At 71.1% G+C, this 18,287-nt stretch carries 22 protein-coding genes and 1 riboswitch; of the genes, 15 read left to right on the top strand and 7 right to left on the bottom strand.

Features of this window, described 5'->3' with window-relative positions; all coding sequences use genetic code 11:
• Positions 1–68: 68 nt before the first annotated feature.
• The gene (locus BJ964_RS16385; RefSeq protein WP_188121465.1) at positions 69–1,685 is read left to right on the top strand and encodes a family 43 glycosylhydrolase; all 1,617 of its coding nucleotides are present in this window, start codon (positions 69–71) and stop codon (positions 1,683–1,685) included.
• A gap of 76 nt (positions 1,686–1,761) precedes the next feature.
• Positions 1,762–2,838 carry a DUF2786 domain-containing protein gene (locus BJ964_RS16380; RefSeq protein ID WP_188121464.1) on the top strand — a complete coding sequence of 359 codons (1,077 nt, stop codon included), beginning with the start codon at positions 1,762–1,764 and terminating at the stop codon, positions 2,836–2,838.
• Between the two features lie 120 nt (positions 2,839–2,958).
• Here the strand turns inward: BJ964_RS16380 and dusB are convergent, their stop codons facing one another.
• On the bottom strand, positions 2,959–4,077 hold the full coding sequence (dusB, locus tag BJ964_RS16375) for a tRNA dihydrouridine synthase DusB (protein WP_188126984.1): 1,119 nt from the start codon (positions 4,075–4,077) through the stop codon (positions 2,959–2,961).
• Positions 4,078–4,134: 57 nt separating this feature from the next.
• Positions 4,135–4,350, bottom strand: a complete 216-nt coding sequence (locus BJ964_RS16370) for a hypothetical protein (RefSeq protein ID WP_188121463.1) — start codon at positions 4,348–4,350, stop codon at positions 4,135–4,137.
• A 130-nt stretch (positions 4,351–4,480) separates the two neighbouring features.
• Here BJ964_RS16370 and BJ964_RS16365 point away from each other — a divergent pair, with 130 nt between their 5' ends.
• Complete coding sequence (locus BJ964_RS16365) at positions 4,481–4,966, top strand: XdhC family protein (RefSeq protein WP_188121462.1); 486 nt, start codon at positions 4,481–4,483, stop codon at positions 4,964–4,966.
• A 10-nt stretch (positions 4,967–4,976) separates the two neighbouring features.
• Here BJ964_RS16365 and BJ964_RS16360 read toward each other — a convergent pair whose 3' ends face one another.
• The 3 genes from BJ964_RS16360 to BJ964_RS16350 all read right to left on the bottom strand — a co-directional run bounded on the left by BJ964_RS16360 (position 4,977) and on the right by BJ964_RS16350 (position 7,272).
• Complete coding sequence (locus tag BJ964_RS16360; RefSeq protein ID WP_188121461.1) at positions 4,977–6,356, bottom strand: glycine--tRNA ligase; 1,380 nt, start codon at positions 6,354–6,356, stop codon at positions 4,977–4,979.
• Between the two features lie 69 nt (positions 6,357–6,425).
• Positions 6,426–6,914 carry a hypothetical protein gene (locus BJ964_RS16355; protein ID WP_188121460.1) on the bottom strand — a complete coding sequence of 163 codons (489 nt, stop codon included), beginning with the start codon at positions 6,912–6,914 and terminating at the stop codon, positions 6,426–6,428.
• A 16-nt stretch (positions 6,915–6,930) separates the two neighbouring features.
• Positions 6,931–7,272, bottom strand: coding sequence for an antibiotic biosynthesis monooxygenase family protein (locus tag BJ964_RS16350; RefSeq protein ID WP_188121459.1), 342 nt, complete (start codon positions 7,270–7,272; stop codon positions 6,931–6,933).
• 34 nt (positions 7,273–7,306) lie between these two features.
• Between BJ964_RS16350 and BJ964_RS16345 the strand changes: the two genes are divergently transcribed.
• The 7 genes from BJ964_RS16345 to BJ964_RS16315 are packed head-to-tail and all read left to right on the top strand — an operon-like array spanning position 7,307 to position 11,517.
• A complete protein-coding gene (locus tag BJ964_RS16345; protein WP_188121458.1) occupies positions 7,307–7,555 on the top strand; it encodes a DUF6703 family protein in 249 nt (82 codons plus the stop codon).
• Positions 7,556–7,604: 49 nt separating this feature from the next.
• Entirely contained in the window at positions 7,605–8,513 is a 909-nt protein-coding gene (locus BJ964_RS16340) for a metal ABC transporter substrate-binding protein (RefSeq protein WP_188121457.1), read from the top strand.
• Positions 8,510–9,295, top strand: coding sequence for a metal ABC transporter ATP-binding protein (locus BJ964_RS16335; RefSeq protein ID WP_188121456.1), 786 nt, complete (start codon positions 8,510–8,512; stop codon positions 9,293–9,295). The genes BJ964_RS16340 and BJ964_RS16335 overlap by 4 nt, the downstream gene beginning before the upstream one ends.
• On the top strand, positions 9,295–10,164 hold the full coding sequence (locus BJ964_RS16330; protein WP_188121455.1) for a metal ABC transporter permease: 870 nt from the start codon (positions 9,295–9,297) through the stop codon (positions 10,162–10,164). Before BJ964_RS16335 ends, BJ964_RS16330 begins: the two co-directional genes overlap by 1 nt.
• Positions 10,165–10,194: 30 nt before the next feature.
• Complete coding sequence (locus BJ964_RS16325) at positions 10,195–10,494, top strand: ArsR/SmtB family transcription factor (protein WP_183226227.1); 300 nt, start codon at positions 10,195–10,197, stop codon at positions 10,492–10,494.
• The gene (locus BJ964_RS16320) at positions 10,491–10,892 is read left to right on the top strand and encodes a Fur family transcriptional regulator (RefSeq protein WP_188121454.1); all 402 of its coding nucleotides are present in this window, start codon (positions 10,491–10,493) and stop codon (positions 10,890–10,892) included. The genes BJ964_RS16325 and BJ964_RS16320 overlap by 4 nt, the downstream gene beginning before the upstream one ends.
• A 16-nt stretch (positions 10,893–10,908) precedes the next feature.
• The gene (locus BJ964_RS16315) at positions 10,909–11,517 is read left to right on the top strand and encodes a hypothetical protein (RefSeq protein ID WP_188121453.1); all 609 of its coding nucleotides are present in this window, start codon (positions 10,909–10,911) and stop codon (positions 11,515–11,517) included.
• Here the strand turns inward: BJ964_RS16315 and BJ964_RS16310 are convergent.
• Positions 11,497–12,003, bottom strand: a complete 507-nt coding sequence (locus BJ964_RS16310) for a DUF6328 family protein (RefSeq protein ID WP_188121452.1) — start codon at positions 12,001–12,003, stop codon at positions 11,497–11,499. The two genes, BJ964_RS16315 and BJ964_RS16310, sit on opposite strands and share 21 nt — an antisense overlap.
• A 31-nt stretch (positions 12,004–12,034) precedes the next feature.
• Positions 12,035–12,850 carry an alpha/beta fold hydrolase gene (locus BJ964_RS16305; RefSeq protein ID WP_188126983.1) on the bottom strand — a complete coding sequence of 272 codons (816 nt, stop codon included), beginning with the start codon at positions 12,848–12,850 and terminating at the stop codon, positions 12,035–12,037.
• Between the two features lie 94 nt (positions 12,851–12,944).
• Positions 12,945–13,047, top strand: a riboswitch (TPP riboswitch).
• Positions 13,048–13,117: 70 nt separating this feature from the next.
• Here BJ964_RS16305 and BJ964_RS16300 point away from each other — a divergent pair.
• The 5 genes from BJ964_RS16300 to BJ964_RS16280 all read left to right on the top strand — a co-directional run bounded on the left by BJ964_RS16300 (position 13,118) and on the right by BJ964_RS16280 (position 18,236).
• Complete coding sequence (locus BJ964_RS16300; RefSeq protein WP_188121451.1) at positions 13,118–13,708, top strand: ECF transporter S component; 591 nt, start codon at positions 13,118–13,120, stop codon at positions 13,706–13,708.
• A 3-nt stretch (positions 13,709–13,711) separates the two neighbouring features.
• Positions 13,712–15,142: an ABC transporter ATP-binding protein gene (locus BJ964_RS16295; RefSeq protein ID WP_188121450.1), complete on the top strand. Its 1,431-nt coding sequence runs from the start codon at positions 13,712–13,714 to the stop codon at positions 15,140–15,142.
• A complete protein-coding gene (locus tag BJ964_RS16290; RefSeq protein ID WP_188121449.1) occupies positions 15,139–15,942 on the top strand; it encodes an energy-coupling factor transporter transmembrane component T family protein in 804 nt (267 codons plus the stop codon). The genes BJ964_RS16295 and BJ964_RS16290 overlap by 4 nt, the downstream gene beginning before the upstream one ends.
• A 111-nt stretch (positions 15,943–16,053) precedes the next feature.
• Entirely contained in the window at positions 16,054–17,748 is a 1,695-nt protein-coding gene (locus BJ964_RS16285; RefSeq protein ID WP_188121448.1) for a PHP domain-containing protein, read from the top strand.
• Positions 17,745–18,236, top strand: a complete 492-nt coding sequence (locus tag BJ964_RS16280; protein WP_188121447.1) for a hypothetical protein — start codon at positions 17,745–17,747, stop codon at positions 18,234–18,236. Before BJ964_RS16285 ends, BJ964_RS16280 begins: the two co-directional genes overlap by 4 nt.
• Positions 18,237–18,287: the final 51 nt, after the last annotated feature.

The following is an 18,287-nucleotide window of genomic DNA, read 5'->3' as shown; positions in this document are numbered from 1 at the left end:
GCGTGCATCCTGTTTTGCAGCGCTGCAAAGGGTGTGCCAGCACCCTGCGCTTCCGTCTGTGAGGACCCGTGAAGATACTCGGTGCTCTGCTCGCCGCCGCACTTCTGATCACGTCACCGGCTGTGCCCGCCCACGCCGCGGCACGGACGAACCCCGACCCCGTCGCCCACGACCCCACCCTGATCAAACAGGGCCGCTACTACTACGAGATCATCACAGGGGACAGCGGGACCCGGACCTACCTGCCGATCCGCCGCTCCACCGACCTGATCAACTGGACCTACGCCGGCACCGTGTTCGACACCCCGCCGGCCTGGGTGGTCGAGGAACTCGGGGTCACCCCGGCCGACTTCTGGGCGCCGGACATCAACTACTTCGACGGCGTGTACCACCTGTACTACGCGGCCTCGTCGTTCGGCACCAACAACTCGGTGATCGGCCTGGCCACCACGAAGTCCCTGGCGAACCCGCGCTGGGTGGACCGGGGCATGGTCCTGCGCACCACCAGCGGCGTGGAGAACGTCAACGCCATCGACCCGGACGTCAGCTTCGACCGGGCCGGCAACGCCTACCTGTCGTACGGCTCGTTCTGGGACGGGCTCCGGATGCGGCGCCTCGACGTCACAACCGGCCTGCTGTCCACCACGGACACCACCGAGTACCGGATCGCCTCCCGCAACGGCATGGCGATCGAGGGCCCGTCGGTGACCTACCACGGCGGCTGGTACTACCTGTTCGTCAGCTTCGACTTCTGCTGCCGGGGTGTGAACAGCGACTACCGGGTGATGGTCGGCCGCTCCCGGGCGATCACCGGCCCGTACCTGGACAAAGACGGCGTGGCCCTCACCGAGGGTGGCGGCTCGCAGATCCTGGCCGGCTACAACGACTTCGTCGGTCCCGGCCACGGCGACGTCTACGGCGACTTGTTCGCCCACCACTACTACGACGGCGCGGACGACGGCGACCCGAAGGGCTCGATCCGCCGGATCCGGTGGGCCGACGGCTGGCCACAGCTGTCCGACCCACTCAGCGGCAACCGCGGCCACGGACACGGCCCGGCGTACGTGCAGCTGATCCACTCCGGCAGCGGCGCCGCCCTGGCGAACGCCACCTGCGGCTACGAGGGCGCGGACATCACCCTGGCCACCGCCGACGGCAGCGACGCCTGCCAGCAGTGGCAGCTCATCGACCGCGGCAACGGCTTCGTGAGCCTGACCAACCGCAGGAGCAACAAGGTGGCCGAGGTGGCCGCCTGCATCGACGCCGACGGCGCCCGGGTGGCCCAGTGGGGCTGGCTGGCCAACGACTGCCAGCGGTTCCGGCTCGCCCCGAGCACCGAGGGCTGGTCCCGGATCGTCAACCCGCTGGCCGGCCGGGCCCTCCAGCCCGCCGGCTGCGGCGGGGCGGGTTCCGCGGTGCAGACCTTCACCGCCGGTGATGACTGCCAGGACTTCCGGATCCAGCCGGTCGGCGACGTGCTGCTCACCGATCTGGACAACACCCGGCTGATCGGAAAGCGCTGGCGGTTCACCCACACGGCTGACGGCTGGTACCGGGTCACCGACTCGTTCAGCCGAACGGAGCTCGGCGGCACCCTGTGGCGCATCGAGGCCCTGGCCACCGGCGGCTATCGTCTGGCCGGACAGACCGGGCAGACCCGGGAGGTTCGGCTGCTGACTCCGTGACCGTCCGGCCGCTCGGCGGTCACGGCGCCGGGGTCCTGGCCGGGAACCAGGACCCCGGCAACTACCATTCCCTCCCATGGCGGCCCGGGACATCATCGAGGCGGTACGGTCCGGGGCACTCGATCACGAGGACGCGCTGGACGTACTGACCGGCGCCCCGTCCATCGAGGTGGACGCGGCGCTAGCAGGAGCATTGAGCGGCGAGTTCGGCCGCCTCTTCGGCAACGGCTGGCAGCCGGCCGAACTGCACCGCGCGGTCGCCCGGCGCGGCAACCCGATCCAGGCCCGGCTGGTCGCCGACGCGGCCCGGGACTACGCCCGTGGGAAAAACCCGGTCGACGAACGCTGGCAGGCCCAGGCGGACGCGCTGCGCACCCCCGAGGGCCGCCGGCCGGACCGGATCGCGGTGCTCGACGCATCCCTCGCCCTGCTCGCCGAGCTGCGGCGGATGCCCCGCATCGACATCCTGATCCCGGCGCCCGGCACCCCCCTGACGACCGTGCCGCACCACGGTGACCAGCGCATCCTCGACCGGGTCCGGGCACTGCTGGCCAAGGCGGAGGCCACCGACTTCCCGGCCGAGGCGGAGTCGTACAGCGCCAAGGCCCAGGAGCTGATCACCCGGTACCGGATCGAGGTGGTCGCCGCCCCGGCGGTGGACGTGACACCGTTCGCCCGGCGGATCGGGGTGGACCACCCGTACGAGAGCGAGAAGGCCGGTCTGCTGGACGCCGTGTCGCGGGCCAACACCTGCCGCACGGTCTGGTCGCCGGAACTGGGGTTCAGCACGATCTTCGGGTTCGACGCCGACATCGACGCGGTCGAGCTGCTCTACACGTCACTGCTGGTCCAGGCGAACCGGGCGATGGTGCGGGACGAGAAGAACGTCCGCAAAGCCCGGTTGAAGGCGTTCAAACGGTCGTTCCTGGTCGCGTACGGCGTACGCATCGGAGAACGGCTGCGGCAGGTCACCGAGCGCGAGATGACCGGCCACGGCGATCTGCTCCCGGTCCTACACCGCCGCGAGGTGCAGGTGCACGAGGCGATGGACCGGGCGTTCCCGCGCACGGTCCGGGCCCGCGGCAGTCGCGTGGAGAGCCTGGAGGGCTGGGAATCCGGCCGCGCCGCCGCCGACGAGGCCGAATTGCGTTGACGGCGCTTCGTGCCTGCTGGGCGGCGGCCTGACGTCCGCTCCGAAATTCCGCGATCTTGGATGTTTCGCCCCCGGATCCGGTGGTGAAACGTCCAAGATCGCACTGAGCCGGGCGGCCGGTCAGCCGCCGGACTCGTCGGTCTCGGCGCCCTCGGGGACGGTGTCGTCGTCGCGGCTGTCCAGCCAGCCGTGCGGCAGGGAGACCTTGCCGGGCGCGTTGACCCGGCCACGCGGCTGGCCCAGCGCGTCGGCCGGGAACGGCACCGACGGGTCCAGCCTGGCGAGCAGGTCGTCCAGCTCGGTCAGCGAAGAGATCATCGCCAGGCTGCGGCGCAGGTCACCGCCGACCGGGAAACCCTTGAGGTACCACGCCACGTGCTTGCGGAAGTCGGCGCAGCCGTGCCGCTCGTCCTCCAGCGCCTCGACCAGCAGCTGCGCGTGCCGGGCGATGATCTTCGCGACCTCGCCGAGGGTGGGCAGCACCGGCTGGTAGTTCGCGCCCTGGGTGAAGGCGGCCTCCAGATCGGCGAAGAGCCACGGGCGGCCCAGGCAGCCACGGCCCACCACCACGCCGTCGCAGCCGGTGTGCTCGACCATGCGGAGCGCGTCCGAGCCCTCCCAGATGTCGCCGTTGCCCAGCACCGGCACGTCCAGCGCCTGCTTCAGGGTGGCGATGGCGTCCCAGTCGGCCTGACCCGAATAGCGCTGCTCGGCGGTACGGGCGTGCAGGGCGACCGCCGCCACGCCGGCCTCCTGCGCGGCGAGGCCGGCTTCGACGTACGTCAGATGGTCGTCGTCGATGCCCTTGCGCATCTTGATGGTGACCGGGATGCCGAACGGCTTGGCCGCCGCGACCGCCTGGCTGACGATCCGCCCGAAGAGCCGCCGCCGCCAGGGCAGGGCCGAACCGCCGCCGCGCCGGGTGACCTTGGGCACCGGGCAGCCGAAGTTGAGGTCGATGTGATCGGCGAGGCCGTCCTCGCCGACCATCCGCACGGCGGCCGCCGTCACGTCCGGGTCCACGCCGTAGAGCTGGAGGCTGCGGAAACCCTCGTCCTCGGCGAACGCGATCATCTTGAGCGTCTTGGGGATCCGCTCCACCAGCGCCCGGGTGGTGATCATCTCGCAGACGTAGACACCGCCACCCTGCTCCCGGCAGAGCCGCCGGAAAGCCACGTTGGTGATGCCCGCCATCGGCGCGAGCACGACAGGCGGGTTGACGGCATGGTCGCCGAGCATGAGCGGTGCAATCACGGGTCCTAGGGTGACACGCCATGCCCGGCGACCTCGAATCGCCTACTGCCGAGGGCCCTGCTCGATCAACCGATCCAGCATCCCGACGATCTGCTGAACCCCGTCTTGAAGGCGCTGCACGTCGAGTGAGACCCGCGCGAGCGCTCCGGCGTGCTGCTTGTGCATCGCGGTGTGCCTGTCGAGGATCGCCGTTTGTTTCGCCAGCGCGGCGATGTGCTCGGATTGGGTGGTCACCAGGGCCTGCATGAACTCTTCCATGGTGGGCAACGCTGTCTCCAGGGGTGAAAGGTAGCCTTGCTTTCACCACCCACGGTATTGTCACTGAGCAACCTGTCGCAAGTCACCTGGAAGAGTGACAACGGGCGGGGCCTCTGGCAGAGTCTGGGGTATGGAGAACGGTGCGCAGAGCCCACGACGGCTGATCGCGGTCTTCGAGTCCCCGGTGTCGGAGATGCTGTTCCGCTTCGGGGTGGAGCTGGGCTTCCAGACCGTGCTGGTGGAGCCGGACCCGACCCGGCTGGGCGGCACGCCCCGGCCGCACGGTGACACCTACGTGGGCGATCTGTCGGCGGCGGCGCCGGACGAGCACACCGACATCCTGCTGACCGACCATCACCGGCCGGAGATCGGCGCCCTGCTCAGGGAGGCGCTGGACGGGAAGGCGCGCTGGATCGGCATCCTGGGGAATCCACGGCACGAGGGCCCGCATGTGGCGGCGCTGCGCGAGCTGGGCGTGCCGGAGGACGAGATCGGGCGGGTGCACCGCCCGGTCGGGCTGAACATCGGCTCGCGCACCCCCGCCGAGATCGCCGTGGCGACCCTGGCCGGGTTGATCGCGGACCGGAACAGCCGACCGGGCGGCTTCGAGTTCTAGATCCGGTGGATCAGCAACCCGGCAGGCGCTTGATCAGGTAGTCCTCGATCTGGTCGAGGGAGACCCGCTCCTGCTTCATGGTGTCGCGGTCGCGGACCGTCACCGCGTTGTCGGTGAGGGTGTCGAAGTCGACCGTGACGCAGAACGGGGTGCCGATCTCGTCCTGGCGACGGTAGCGGCGGCCGATCGCCTGCGAGTCGTCGAACTCGACGATCCAGCGCTTGCGCAGGTCCGCGGCGAGCCCCTTGGCCTTCGGCGACAGCTCCGGGTTGCGGGACAGCGGCAGGACGGCGACCTTGACCGGCGCGAGCCGCGGGTCGAACCGCATGACCGTGCGCTTGTCGACGCCGCCCTTGGTGTTCGGGGCCTCGTCCTCGTCGTACGCCTCGAGCAGGAACGCCAGCACCGCGCGGGTCAGACCGGCGGCCGGCTCGATGACGTAGGGCACCCAGCGCTCGCCCTTCTCCTGGTCGAAGAAGGACAGGTCGACCCCGGAGTGCTTCGAGTGCGTCGACAGGTCGAAGTCGGTGCGGTTGGCGATGCCCTCGAGCTCGGCGAACTCGGTGCCGCCGAACTGGAAGCGGTACTCGATGTCGACGGTCCGCTTCGAGTAGTGCGAGAGCTTCTCCTTGGGGTGCTCGTAGAAGCGCAGGTTGCTCTCGGACAGGCCCAGGTCGCGGTACCAGTTCCAGCGCTGCTGGAGCCAGTACTCGTGCCACTCCTCGTCGCTTCCGGGCGCGACGAAGAACTCCATCTCCATCTGCTCGAACTCACGCGTACGGAAGATGAAGTTGCCCGGGGTGATCTCGTTGCGGAAGCTCTTGCCGATCTGCGCGATGCCGAACGGCGGCTTCTTGCGGGCCGCCGTGGCCACGTTGTTGTAGTTGACGAAGATGCCCTGGGCGGTCTCCGGGCGCAGGTAGTGCAGGCCCTCGGTGCTCTCGGTCGGGCCGAGGTAGGTCTTCATCAGGCCGTTGAACATCTTCGGCTCGGTGAAGGTGCCCTTGTTGCCGCAGTTCGGGCAGTTCAGCTCCTGGAGGGAGGCCGGCAGCTTGCCGTTCTTGGCCTCGAACGCCTCTTCCAGGTGGTCGGCCCGGAAGCGCTTGTGGCAGGACTGGCACTCGGTCAGCGGGTCGACGAACGCGTCGAGGTGACCGGAGGCCGCCCAGACGTCGCGGGCGAGGATGACCGCGGAGTCCAGGCCGACGATGTCGTCGCGCTGCTGGACCATGGTCTTCCACCACTGCCGGCGGACGTTCTCCTTCAGCTCCACGCCGAGCGGACCGTAGTCCCAGGCCGAGCGGGTTCCTCCGTAGATCTCGCTGGAGGGGAAGACGAAGCCCCGGCGCTTGGCCAGGCTGACGACGCTGTCGATACGGTCGGCAGGCATGTGCGGTTTCCTCCTACGCCGGCTGGGTGTCGGCGGGGAAATTCGTAAAGGACTGGACGAAAAGCGAGGTTACTCCCCGAGGTCGCACACCTCGAACTTGCCCGTCTTCTTGTTCTGCCCGAGCAGGGCCTCCTGCCGCGCCGAGCCGCCGTCGGGGTAGAGCAGGTCGACCGGCACGACGATCCGCACCCCGAGGGCCAGCTCACCCAGCCGGTACGAGGAGAACGGCTCGCTGGCCGACATCCGGGCGACGTAGTCGACCTGGCTCTCGCTGTCCTTCGCCTGCTGGCAGAGCTGTTGGTACGCCCCGTCGAAGTCGCGGTCCTGGAGATCGTCGAGGTACCGGCTGACGACGACCTCGGCCTGCTCGTCGAGCGCGTTGCCGAACGCGGTGAGGAACCCGCCGGCGGCCACCGCTCCCGCGCCGCAGATCAGCACCAGGACGCCCGCGGTGATCCCCAGGCTCGTCCCGATCCGCTTGCCCCGGCCCTCGACCGGAGGCGCCGGGAACGGCGGGTGCACGCCCGGGCCCGGTGGTGGAGGTGGAACGAGACTCATGTCCACAGCCTAGTGTTCAGCGCCAGGGTTCGGCCGCCCGGTCGCTCGCCGTGATCACCACGTCCCCGCCGGGGGCGGCCTCGGCCAGGGTCTCGAAGGCGGACGGCTCGTCGAGGGAGAGCGCGAGCAGCGGGGTGGCGGACACCTTCACGTCGAACGCCCCGAGCGCCCGCCGGTAGGCTCCGACCGACTCCCATTCGGTGACCAGGATCCACCCGGCCGGGTCCTCCAGGGCCCGGGTCAGGCGGCCGGACCGGTAACCGGACGTGCGCGCGAGGGCGGCGAGCGCGGCGTGCGCCTGTTCCCGGAAGACGTCCTGCGTTTCCGGTGGGACCGAGAAGCGGTTGAGCACCAGCATGTGACGAGGGTACGCACGCGCGACAGGAGCCACTGTGACACCGTCCTTCCTTCACCGGCTGGCCCGGGTGAACCCGACCACGGCCTTCGTCGGCGCTCTCGTCCTGCTGATGGCCGGGCTCTTCCTGCCCGGGATCGTGGGCGCCCTGCTGCTGGGCGTGCTGGCGGCCGGTCTGGCCGCGCTGACCTTCACCACCTGGCCGGTGCAGTCAGGGATCACCAGGACCGTACGGCTCGTCCTGTTGAGCGTTCTGGTGGCCGCCGTGGTGGCGAAAGCCCTGTGAAACCATGCGGCTTTGACAATCATTGTCATTATCGACCACAGTTGCCGTCATGATGCGCCGCCTGATCCCCGCCGTAACCCTGCTGACCGCGCTGACCGCGCTGACCGGGTGCGGAGGGGGCTCGGCCAACGGTGACGACGGCAAGCTCTCCGTCGTGACCGCCTTCTACCCGCTCCAGTTCATCAGCGAGCGGGTCGGCGGCGACGCGGTCCGGGTGTCGACCCTGACCAAACCGGGCGCCGAGCCGCACGACGTGGAGCTCACCGCCAGCCAGGTCGGCCAGGTCGCCGACGCCGGCCTGATCGTCTACCTGAGCGGCTTCCAGCCCGCCGTGGACGACGCGATGAAGCAGAACGGCGGGGACCGCGGTTTCGACGCGGTGGGCACGGTGCAGCCGCTCACCGCCGAGGAGGCGGACGCCCACGCCGAGGAGGAGCACGGCGCCAACGACCCGCACGTCTGGCTGGACCCGGAGCGGCTCGCCACCATCGCCGACAAGCTGGCCGAGCGGCTCGGCAAGGCGGACCCGGCGCACGCCGCCGACTTCACCGGCCGGGCCGCCGCGCTGCGCACCGAGCTGACCGCCCTGGACGGCGAGTTCAGGACCGGCCTGGCCAACTGCGCCCGGCGTGAGCTGGTGACCAGCCACACCGCGTTCGCGTACCTGGCCGACCGTTACGAGCTGACCCAGATCGGCATCACCGGCATAGACCCGGAGACCGAGCCGTCCCCGCAGCGGCTGGCCGAGGTGGCCGCCGAGGCCAAGGAGCACGGCACCACCACGATCTTCTTCGAGACGCTGGTCAGCACGAAGGTCGCCGAGACGATCGCCCGTGAGGCCGGCGCGCAGACCGCCGTTCTCGACCCGATCGAGGGTCTGACCGACGACAGCGCGGACTACTTCTCGGCGATGCGTGCCAACCTGACCGCATTGAAGCTCGGTCTGGAGTGTTCATGAGCGTTGTGGTGGAGGTCAGGCACTTGGCGGTCGGTTACGACGGCCGCGAGGTGCTGCGTGACGTCTCGCTGAGCGTGGCGGCCGGCGACGTCGTCGCGGTCCTCGGCGCCAACGGGTCGGGGAAGTCGACCCTGATCCGGACGATCCTCGGCCTGGTCCCGCTGCGCCGCGGCGAGATCGACCTGTTCGGGGTCGCCCAGCGCCGGTTCCGGCACTGGGAGCGGATCGGGTACGTGCCGCAGCGGCTCGGCGCCGGCAGCGGCGTGCCGGCCACCGTCGGCGAGGTGGTGGCGTCCGGCCGGCTGGCCCGGCGCGGCGTCTTCCGCTTCCCCGGGTCGAAGGACAAGGCGGCGGTACGCGACGCGCTGACCGCCGTCGGCCTCCTGGACCGGATCGGTGACCCGGTGACGACCCTGTCCGGCGGTCAACAGCAGCGGACGCTGATCGCCCGGGCGCTGGCCGGTGAACCGAACCTGCTGGTGCTGGACGAGCCGAACGCCGGCGTGGACGCGGCCAGCCAGGAGGCGTTCGCCGCGGCGCTGACCCGGTTCGCCGGCGACGGCGGCACGATCCTGCTGGTCCTGCACGAGCTGGGCCCGCTGCGGCCGCTGATCGGGCGGACCGTGGTGGTGCACGACGGCCGGATCGCGTACGAGGGGGCGCCTCCCGAACCGGCCGGGCACCACGCCGAGCCCGGTCACGAGCACGTGCACCCGCACGCCGACCAGGCCAAGCCGGCCATCTGCGAGTGGGCGCCCACCGAGGGGACGAAGGCGTACTGATGGACCTGCTCACCCTCCCCTTCATGCAGCGCGCCCTGGTGGCCGCCGTGATCATCGGCCTGGCCGCCCCGTCGCTCGGCATCTACCTGGTGCAGCGCCGCCTCTCGCTGATCGGTGACGGGATCGGCCACGTGGCGCTCACCGGTGTCGGCGTGGGCCTGCTGACCGGCAACTCGCCGGTGCTCACCGCGGTGCTGGTGGCGACGGTCGGCGCGGTCGGCGTGGAGCTGATCCGGGAGCGCGGCCGCACCTCCGGCGATCTGGCGCTGGCCATGCTCTTCTACGGCGGCATCGCGGGCGGGGTGCTGCTGGTCGGCCTCTCCGACGACGCCGGCAACAGCAACCTGATGCAGTACCTGTTCGGGTCGCTGCTCACCACGTCGCCGGAGGATCTCGCGCTGATCGGCGGGCTCGGCGCCGCGGTGCTGGCCGCCATGCTGGTGTTCCGCCCGGCGCTCTTCGCGCTCTGCAACGACGAGGAGTACGCGCGGGTCAGCGGCCTGCCGGTGCGCACCCTCAATCTGCTGCTCGCGGTGACCACGGCGGTGACCGTGACGATCGCCATGCGTACCGTCGGCCTGCTGCTGGTGTCCGCCCTCATGGTGGTCCCGGTGGCCGCCGCCCAGCAGGTCACCCGTGGTTTCCGCAGCACCATGACGCTGGCCATGCTGATCGGCGTGCTGGCGGCGGGCGCGGGCATCGTGCTCTCCGCCGAGGTGGACACCGCGCCCGGCGCGACGATCGTGCTGCTGGCCCTGGCCGCGTTCGTGGCCACCGCCGTGGGCGGCGCCCTGGCCCGCCGGTTCCGGCGCGAACGCGAGCGCCCGCCGGCCGCCACGGAGCCACCCGATGTCGTCCTGCATGTCTGACGACACGCCACCTGTACGGTTGGCGCAACGATGACGACCACCGGTTACGAGGCGTACGAATCCGCGGGGGCGCTGTTGCGCGCGCTCTCCGCACCGATCCGTGTAGCCATCGTGGTCGAGTTGGGCGTGGGCGAGCGCTGCGTGCACGATCTGGTGGAGAAGCTCGGAGCGCCGCAGCCGCTGGTCTCCCAGCATCTGCGGGTGCTGCGGGGGGCCGGCGTGGTGCGGGGTGTGCGGCGTGGCCGGGAGATCGCATACTCCCTGGTGGACGAACACGTCGCCCATATCGTCACCGACGCCGTGAGCCACGCCAGGGAGAGCCGACAGTGAACGCCGAGAGCACCACCCGCAACACCCGGCAGCGCAGCGCCGTCAGCGCCGTCCTCGCCGAGACCGAGGGCTTCCACAGCGCGCAGGATCTGCACGCGATGTTGCGCGAGCGGGGCGAGCGGGTCGGGCTCACCACGGTGTACAGGACGTTGCAGGGCCTGGCCGACGCCGGCGAGATCGACGTCATGCGCCCGCCGGGCGGGGAGCACCTCTACCGGCGGTGCAGCCAGGGGCACCACCACCACCTGGTGTGCCGGTCGTGCGGGCGGACGGTCGAGGTGGCCGGCCCGGCGGTGGAGTCCTGGGCCGACAAGGTGGCCGGCCAGCACGGCTTCGTCGACGTCTCGCACACCATGGAGATCTTCGGCACGTGCCCGGAGTGCGCCGCGAAAAGCTGAGTGCGACGCTTCCGGTGTGAAGCCCTATGCGGACCGATTCCCCGTCGTTCTTCGCCAACTGATCACCGACGCCCTCGTGGTGCTCTGGGTCTACCTGTGGATCCGGGTGGCACTGTGGATGAACGACGTGGTCGAGAAACTGGCCGTGCCCGGACAGAAACTGGAGAGCGCCGGCAGCGGCATCGCCGACAACCTGGCCGACGCGGGTGGCAAGGTGGGCCGGGTGCCGGTCGTCGGTGACGATCTGACCAGGCCGTTCACCGGCGCCGCGGACGCCGCGCGGGCGATCGCCGACGCCGGTCACGAGCAGCAGGAGATCGTCGGACGGCTGGCGCTGATCCTGCCGCTGATGGCGGTGGCCGTACCGTTGGCCCTGGTCCTGTTTCTGTGGCTGCCGCTGCGGCTGCGCTGGATGCGCCGGGCCGGGATCGCGGCCGCGGTCCGCGACGACGCGGCCGGCCGTGACCTGCTGGCGCTGCGCGCGCTGGCCGGCCGCCCGCTCAGCGAGCTGACCAGGCTGGGCCCGGACATCGCCCAGAGCTGGCGGGCCGGTGACGCGGCCGCCGTCGAGGCGCTCGCCGAGCTGGAGTTGCGGGCGCTGGGCCTACGGGTCCACCGGCGCTGAGCCGTCCTCGTCCTCACCCCATTCGCGGTGGGCGAACGGCAGGATGGCCCAGAAGGTCAGGAACCAGCCCGCGGTGACGACGGTCAGCGGGATCGCCCACATCCAGTCCAGCAGGTAGTCGGTGATCAGCAGGACGCTGCTGACCATCGAGATCAGCATGAAGGCCAGGCCGCCGGACGCCATCCTGTGGGCGTGGCGGACCAGTTCCGGTTTGCGGCCCTGCCGGAACAGGGCGCGGTGGAACGCCACCGGCGAAATGATCATCGCGGTGGCGAACGCCGCGCTGATCAGCGCGACGATGTAGGTCTCCTTCTGGAAGGCGGTGGCCTTCGGGAATCCGCTGCTGAACGGCAGGGTCAGCAGGAACGCGAAGAGGATCTGCACTCCGGTCTGCGCGACCCTGAGCTCCTGGAGCAGGTCGCCGAAGTTGCGATCCCAGCGCTGTTTCTCCGTCTCACGGGGGGTGTGGTGTGTATCGACCGCCATGCCGTTGGGGCGTTCCCCGCCGCAGGATCCGTCAAACGCCGATCCGCGCCAGGACGGCGTCGGCGAGCTCGCGTGGCGCCTGTTCGGGCACCCAGTGGCTGACCCCGCGCATGGCCACCATCTGGTAGTCGCCCTGCGCCCAGTCCCGGGTCCGCAGCGCGGCGGTGAGCCCGACCACCCCGTCCTGGTCGCTCCACACGTAGGTGGTCGGCACGGTCACCACCCCGAGCCCGGAGTACTGCTCGCTGGTGACGGCCCGGTACCAGTTGAGCCCACCGGTCAGCCGGCCCGGCTCGCGCATCGCCGCCACGTACTGTTCGGCGCGCATCCCGATGGGGCGCAGCATGAGCCGCAGGAGGAACGAGTGCCGGGCGGACAGCACCTTCTCGGCGATCGCGGAGCGGAACAACCCGAAGTAGGCGAGCCGGGCCCGCTGGGAGGGCCGGACCCGGATGGCGAGCAGCAGCGCCCGCGGGTGCGGCACGGAGATCGCGGTCAGGGTCCGGACCCGGTGCGGGTGGTGGACGGCCAGTTGCCAGCCCACCTGGGCGCCCCAGTCGTGGCCGACCACGTGGGCGCTCTCGACCCCGAGGGCGTCGAGGACGGCGATGGCGTCGTCGGTGACTTCCGACATCCGGTACGCCTCGACCGCCGTGGGCCGCGCGCCGGGCGAACATCCGCGCTGGTCCAGGGCGTAGGTCCGCAGCCCGGCCTCGTGCAGACGGGGCAGGATCAGGTCGAACTCACGGGAGTCCTGCGGGAATCCATGGAGCAGGAGGACCGGCTCGCCGTCCGCGGGTCCCCCCTCGTGCACATCGAACGTCATGCCCCTGGCCTTGACCTCGATCACGTGATCACTACCTCCCTGTGCCGCGCTGCTACCAGGTGTTACGGTCATCGAAGCACATCCACCGAGGCCCTGCCGCGACAGCGGCCGGGCTTCGATCCGACAGGGGAGCGCACAGCGCTGAGAGTGCGGGCGACCGCAGACCCTCGTACCTGATCTGGGTAATGCCAGCGCAGGAAGTTCGGTCCTCTCCAGCCGCGTCGTGCCCGGGCACCGCCGCTCGGGTCGCGGCGTGCGTCTCCTCCCGGTGTCCGCTGGGAGGCGTACATGAAAGACAACAACCCGAACCGGTGGCGCACGATAGACATCGTGATCGCCTCGGTGATCGCCGTGGCGTTCGGCGTCATCTTCTGGGCGTGGGGCAACCTCTGGGTGATCACCGAGGGCGCCTTCGCCTTCTTCCCCCCGTCCCAGACCGTGCTGTACGGCGTCTGGCTGATCCCGGCCGTGCTGGGCGGCCTGATCATCCGCAAGCCGGGCGCGTCGCTCTACACCGAGCTGGTGGCGGCGCTCGTGTCCGGGCTGCTCGGCAGCACCTGGGGCTTGACCGTCGTCTGGCAGGGCCTGGCCCAGGGCCTCGGCGCCGAGCTGGCGTTCGCGGCGTTCCGCTACCAGTCGTTCAAGATCGGCACCGCGCTGCTGGCCGGCACGTTCACCGGTGTGAGCGCGGCGATCTTCGACTTCTTCGTGTGGAACTCGGAGACCGCCCTCTGGTCGTACCGGATCCCGTACGCGCTGATCACCGTCCTGAGCGGCACCGTGATCGCCGGCCTCGGCTCCTGGGCGCTGGTCCGGGCGCTGGCCCCGACCGGTGTGCTGGACCGGTTCGGAGCCGGCCGCGAGCGGGCAACCATCTGATTCATGAGTGAGGTTCGGCTTCGCGGCTTCGGGTGGCGGCACGCCGGTCGCCGCGCCTGGGCGGTCCGCGGGCTGGACCTGGAGATCCGGCACGGCGAGCGGGTGCTGCTGCTCGGTCCCTCCGGGGCCGGCAAGAGCACCCTGCTCGCCGCCCTCGCCGGCCTGCTGCCGGAGGACTCCGGCGAGTCCGAGGGCGCCATCGAGATCGACGGGCTGGACCCGCGCAAGGCCCGCGAGCGGGTCGGCATCGTCTTCCAGGACCCGCAGACCCAGCTCGTGATGGCCCGCAGCGGCGACGACGTGGCGTTCGGGCTGGAAAATCGGGGGGTGCCGGCCGGCGAGATCTGGCCACGGGTGTCCGACGTACTGGATCGCGTCGGTTTCCCGTACCCCGTCAACCGGCCCACCGCCGCGCTCTCCGGCGGTGAGGCGCAACGTCTCGCCCTGGCCGGGGTTCTGGCCCTGCGGCCCGGACTGCTGCTGCTGGACGAGCCGACCGCCAACCTCGACCCGGCGGGCGCCGCGCTGATCCGGGACGCGGTCGCCCGGACCGCCGATCCCTCGACCACGCTGATCATCGTGGAACACCGGGTGGCCGAGGCCCTTCCGCTTGTCGACCGGGTCGTGGTCCTGGAGCCGGGCGGTGGCGTGCGCGCCGACGGCACGCCCGAGCTGATCTTCGCCGCCTACGGCGACAAACTCGCCGGCGAGGGCGTCTGGGTGCCGGGGTTCAGCACGCCGCCGGTCAAGGCCGCCACAAAACCGACAGACGATCTGGTACGCGTGACGCGCGCCGAAGTCACGAAACGCCTCCCACCCGTCTCGCTGTCCGCCGGAGCGGGCGAGGTGGTGGCCGTGACCGGGCCCAACGGCGCCGGCAAGTCCACGCTGGCGCTGCTGCTCGGCGGGCTGCTGGCGCCGACATCCGGCCGGGTCGAGGCGTTCGGTGACCCCCGCCCGCCGCACCGCTGGCGGGCCGCCACCCTGACCGGGCGGATCGGGTCGGTCTTCCAGAACCCGGAGCACCAGTTCGTCACCGGGCGGGTCACCGACGAGCTGGCACTCGGCCCGCGCCGGCTGGGCCGCACCCCCGAGCAGATCCGCCGCATCGTCGACGACCTGCTGGACCGGCTGCGGTTGACCCGGCTCGCGGAGGCGAACCCGTACACCCTCTCCGGCGGGGAGGCCCGCCGGCTCAGCGTGGCCACCGCGCTGGCCACCGCGCCCCGGCTGCTGGTGCTCGACGAACCCACCTTCGGCCAGGACCGCCGCACCTGGCAGGAGCTGGTCGAACTGCTGGCCGGGCTGCGCGACGACGGTCACGGGGTGGTCGCTGTCACGCATGATGACGCCTTCGTCCGTACCCTCGCTGATCGCATCGTGCCCCTCGGGGAGCCGGCGCCGGACCCGCTGCCGCGGAGGTCTCGTCCGTGAGCCTGTCCGTCGAGCCGATCGCCGACCCCGGCGCGCCGCTGGCCCGCCGCAACCCGGTCGCCAAGCTGGGCGCCGCGCTGCTGTTCACGCTGCCGCTGATCCTGTCCGTCGACCCGTTCACCCCGTCCGCGGCCCTGGTCGTGGAGCTGCTCGTGCTGCCGTTCTTCGGCATCCGGATGCGGCTGCTGGCCCGCCGGCTGACCCCGCTGCTGATCACCGCGGGTGGCATCCTGGTCACCATGGTCCTGTTCGCCGGGGAGCGGACCGGGGCCACCGTGGCGTCGCTCGGACCGTTCGACATCACCACCGGCGTGCTGGCCACCGCGGGCGCGCTGGTCCTGCGGATCTTCGCGATCGCGCTGCCCGGCATCGTCGTCTTCGCCACCACCGACCCCACCGACCTGGCCGACGCGCTGGTGCAGAACGCGAAGGCCCCGGCCCGGTTCGCGATCGGGGCGCTGGCGGCGTTCCGGCTGGTGCCACTGCTCGGGAGCGAGTGGCGGGCGCTCACCCTGGCCCGGCGGGCCCGCGGGGTGGACGCCGGGCGCAATCCGCTGGCCAAGCTGCGGCTCTTCGCGTCGACGGCGTTCGCGCTGCTGGTCGGGGCGCTGCGGCGCGGGGTGCGGCTGTCGGTGGCGATGGACGCCCGCGGGTTCGACGCCGGCGTCCCGCGTACCCACGCGCGGGTACAGCACTTCACGGCGCCCGACGGGGTCCTGCTGGCCGCCGCCCTGCTGGCCGGGCTGACGATCCTGGCGGTCACCGTGCTGCTCGGCCACTTCAATCCGATCATCGGCTGACAGGCCCGGCCCGCGGACCTGGAGCGCCTTCGCCTTCGGCAGGATGATCGTTCGCTGGACGGACACGAAATCGACAACGGGCGTTGTCCTGATGGGACGAAGGTGTCGCCCATGGGTCACGGCCACGATCATTCGCACGATCACTCGCATGACGCAGTCTCCGAGAACGATCTTCCGGAGGCTCTCGATCTCTCCGTTCCCACCGCGGAACTGTCATCCTCCGACGCCACCCGCCGCAGCTTCCTGCTCGGCGCCGGACTCCTCGGCGCCGGGGCCGCCGCCTCCGTACTGCCCCACCCGGGCGCCGCCGCGGCTCACGGCGCCTCCCCGCAGACCGCGCAGGGCGGCTTCCGCTGGCTCGCCGGCGACCATCACATCCACACGCAGTACAGCTCGGACGCCCAGTACCGGGTGATCGACCAGGCTCGGCACGGGCACGCGTACGGCCTGGACTGGCTGGTCATCACCGACCACGGCAGCGCCACCCACGCCAAGATCGGTGTGGACAAGGTCAACCCGGACATCGTGAAGACCCGTGCCGAACTCCCCGGCCTGCTCACCTTCCAGGGTCTGGAGTGGAACATCCCGGCCGCCGAGCACGCCACCGTCTTCGTGCACCCCGGCCGGAACGAGGTCGAGGTCCTCAAGCAGTTCGAGACCCGGTACGACGGCTCGCTGCTCCCGTCGACCAACACCGCCGCCCAGAACGAGGCCATGGCGATCGCCGGCATCCAGTTCCTCGGCGAGCAGGTGAAGGCCCGCAAGATCGACGGCGCCCTGTTCTTCGCCAACCACCCGGCCCGGCGCGGCATCGACTCCCCGCACGAGATCCGCAACTGGCGCGACGCCGACCCCACGGTCGCCGTGGGCTTCGAGGGCGCGCCCGGCCACCAGGCCGCCGGCATCCCCGCCCCGAACGGCCGGGGCGGCGCCCGCGGCTACTACGACAACAGCCCGTCGGCCGCGTCGTTCCCCGGCTACCCGCTGGAGAGCTACCGCACCTGGGGCGGCTTCGACTGGATGACCGCCACCGTCGGCGGCCTGTGGGACAGCCTCCTGGCCGAGGGCCGGGCCTGGTGGATCACCGTCAACTCGGACAGCCACGTCAACTACCTGGACCAGACCGAACGCGGGCCGGGCAGCGACTTCAACGCCAACGGGAAGTACAACGACCCGGTCTACAACGGATCGATCAACACCCAGGCCGGCGACTTCTGGCCCGGCTACTACGGCCGCACCAACGTGGGTTCGGCGTCGTTCTCGTACCGGGCGGTCATGGACGGCCTGCGCTCCGGCCGGGTCTGGGTCGACCACGGCCGGCTGATCAAGGCGCTGGACGCCCGGGTCCGGGTCACCGGCGACCGCCGCTGGTCGACCGGCACCCCGCTCGGCGGTGTCCTCCAGGTCAGGCGCGGCACCTCGACCGAACTGGTCCTCGACATCGACCTCCAGGACGTGCCGAACTGGGCCGGGTTCATCCCGGTCCTCAAGCGGGTCGACGTGATCGTCGGAACGGTCACCGGGCCGGTCACCGACCGGGACGCCTTCACCGCCCCGGACACCAGGGTGGTCAAGTCCTTCGAGGTGTCGAAGACCTCCGGGAAGATCACTTTCTCGTACGACCTGGGCCGCCTCGACAAGCCGTTCTACCTGCGGGTTCGCGGCACCGACGGCAACCGCACCCAGCCCGGCCTGCTCGGCGCCTCGGTCGACCCGTACGGGCCGCAGCTCGACGTGAGCGGCGCCGCCGACCCGTGGGGCGACCTGTGGTTCTACACCAACCCGATCTGGGTCCTGCCCCGATGAGTCAGTCGGTTGCCACCGCCCGGATCATCGGGGTCAGCCTCGGGCACCGGACCCTGGCCGAAGCCGACCACTGGATCATGGAGCTGACCCCGGCGCCGGTTCTGGCCTGCACCCACCTGGTCGCCACGCCCTACCCGCACGTCGCGATCAGCCTGCTCACGGCCGCCTCGTTCGAGACCGGCCCGGAGCTGGCGACCGCCGCCGGGGAGGCCGCCGCCGGGCGCGACGGGCGGGCCGTACGGTTCCCCGGCGTGGAACGGCTCACCGGCGAGCTGACCGTGAGCGAGATCCTCCAGCGCAGTTCCATCTCCCGGGTCGAGGTGCTGGGCGGCGGCCCGGCCGACCCGGCGACCGTGGTGGAGACCGGCGACTTCGTCCGCCCGCGGTTCCGGGCCGGCGAACTGGTCCTGATCACCGCCCCGGCCGCGGGCGGCCGGCTGATCCCGTTCGAGACCCGCAACCCCACTCCCTGCTGCGCCGACCACTGATCGCAGAGCGGGACGGGACGTGTGCGATGCCCGGCCACGCCGGGGCTACCC

The organism is Actinoplanes lobatus, assembly GCF_014205215.1.
In the GTDB taxonomy this organism is placed as follows: domain Bacteria; phylum Actinomycetota; class Actinomycetes; order Mycobacteriales; family Micromonosporaceae; genus Actinoplanes; species Actinoplanes lobatus.
The sequence above is the reverse complement of the archived record's forward strand: the minus strand, read 5'-3'. Positions and strand labels throughout refer to the sequence as shown.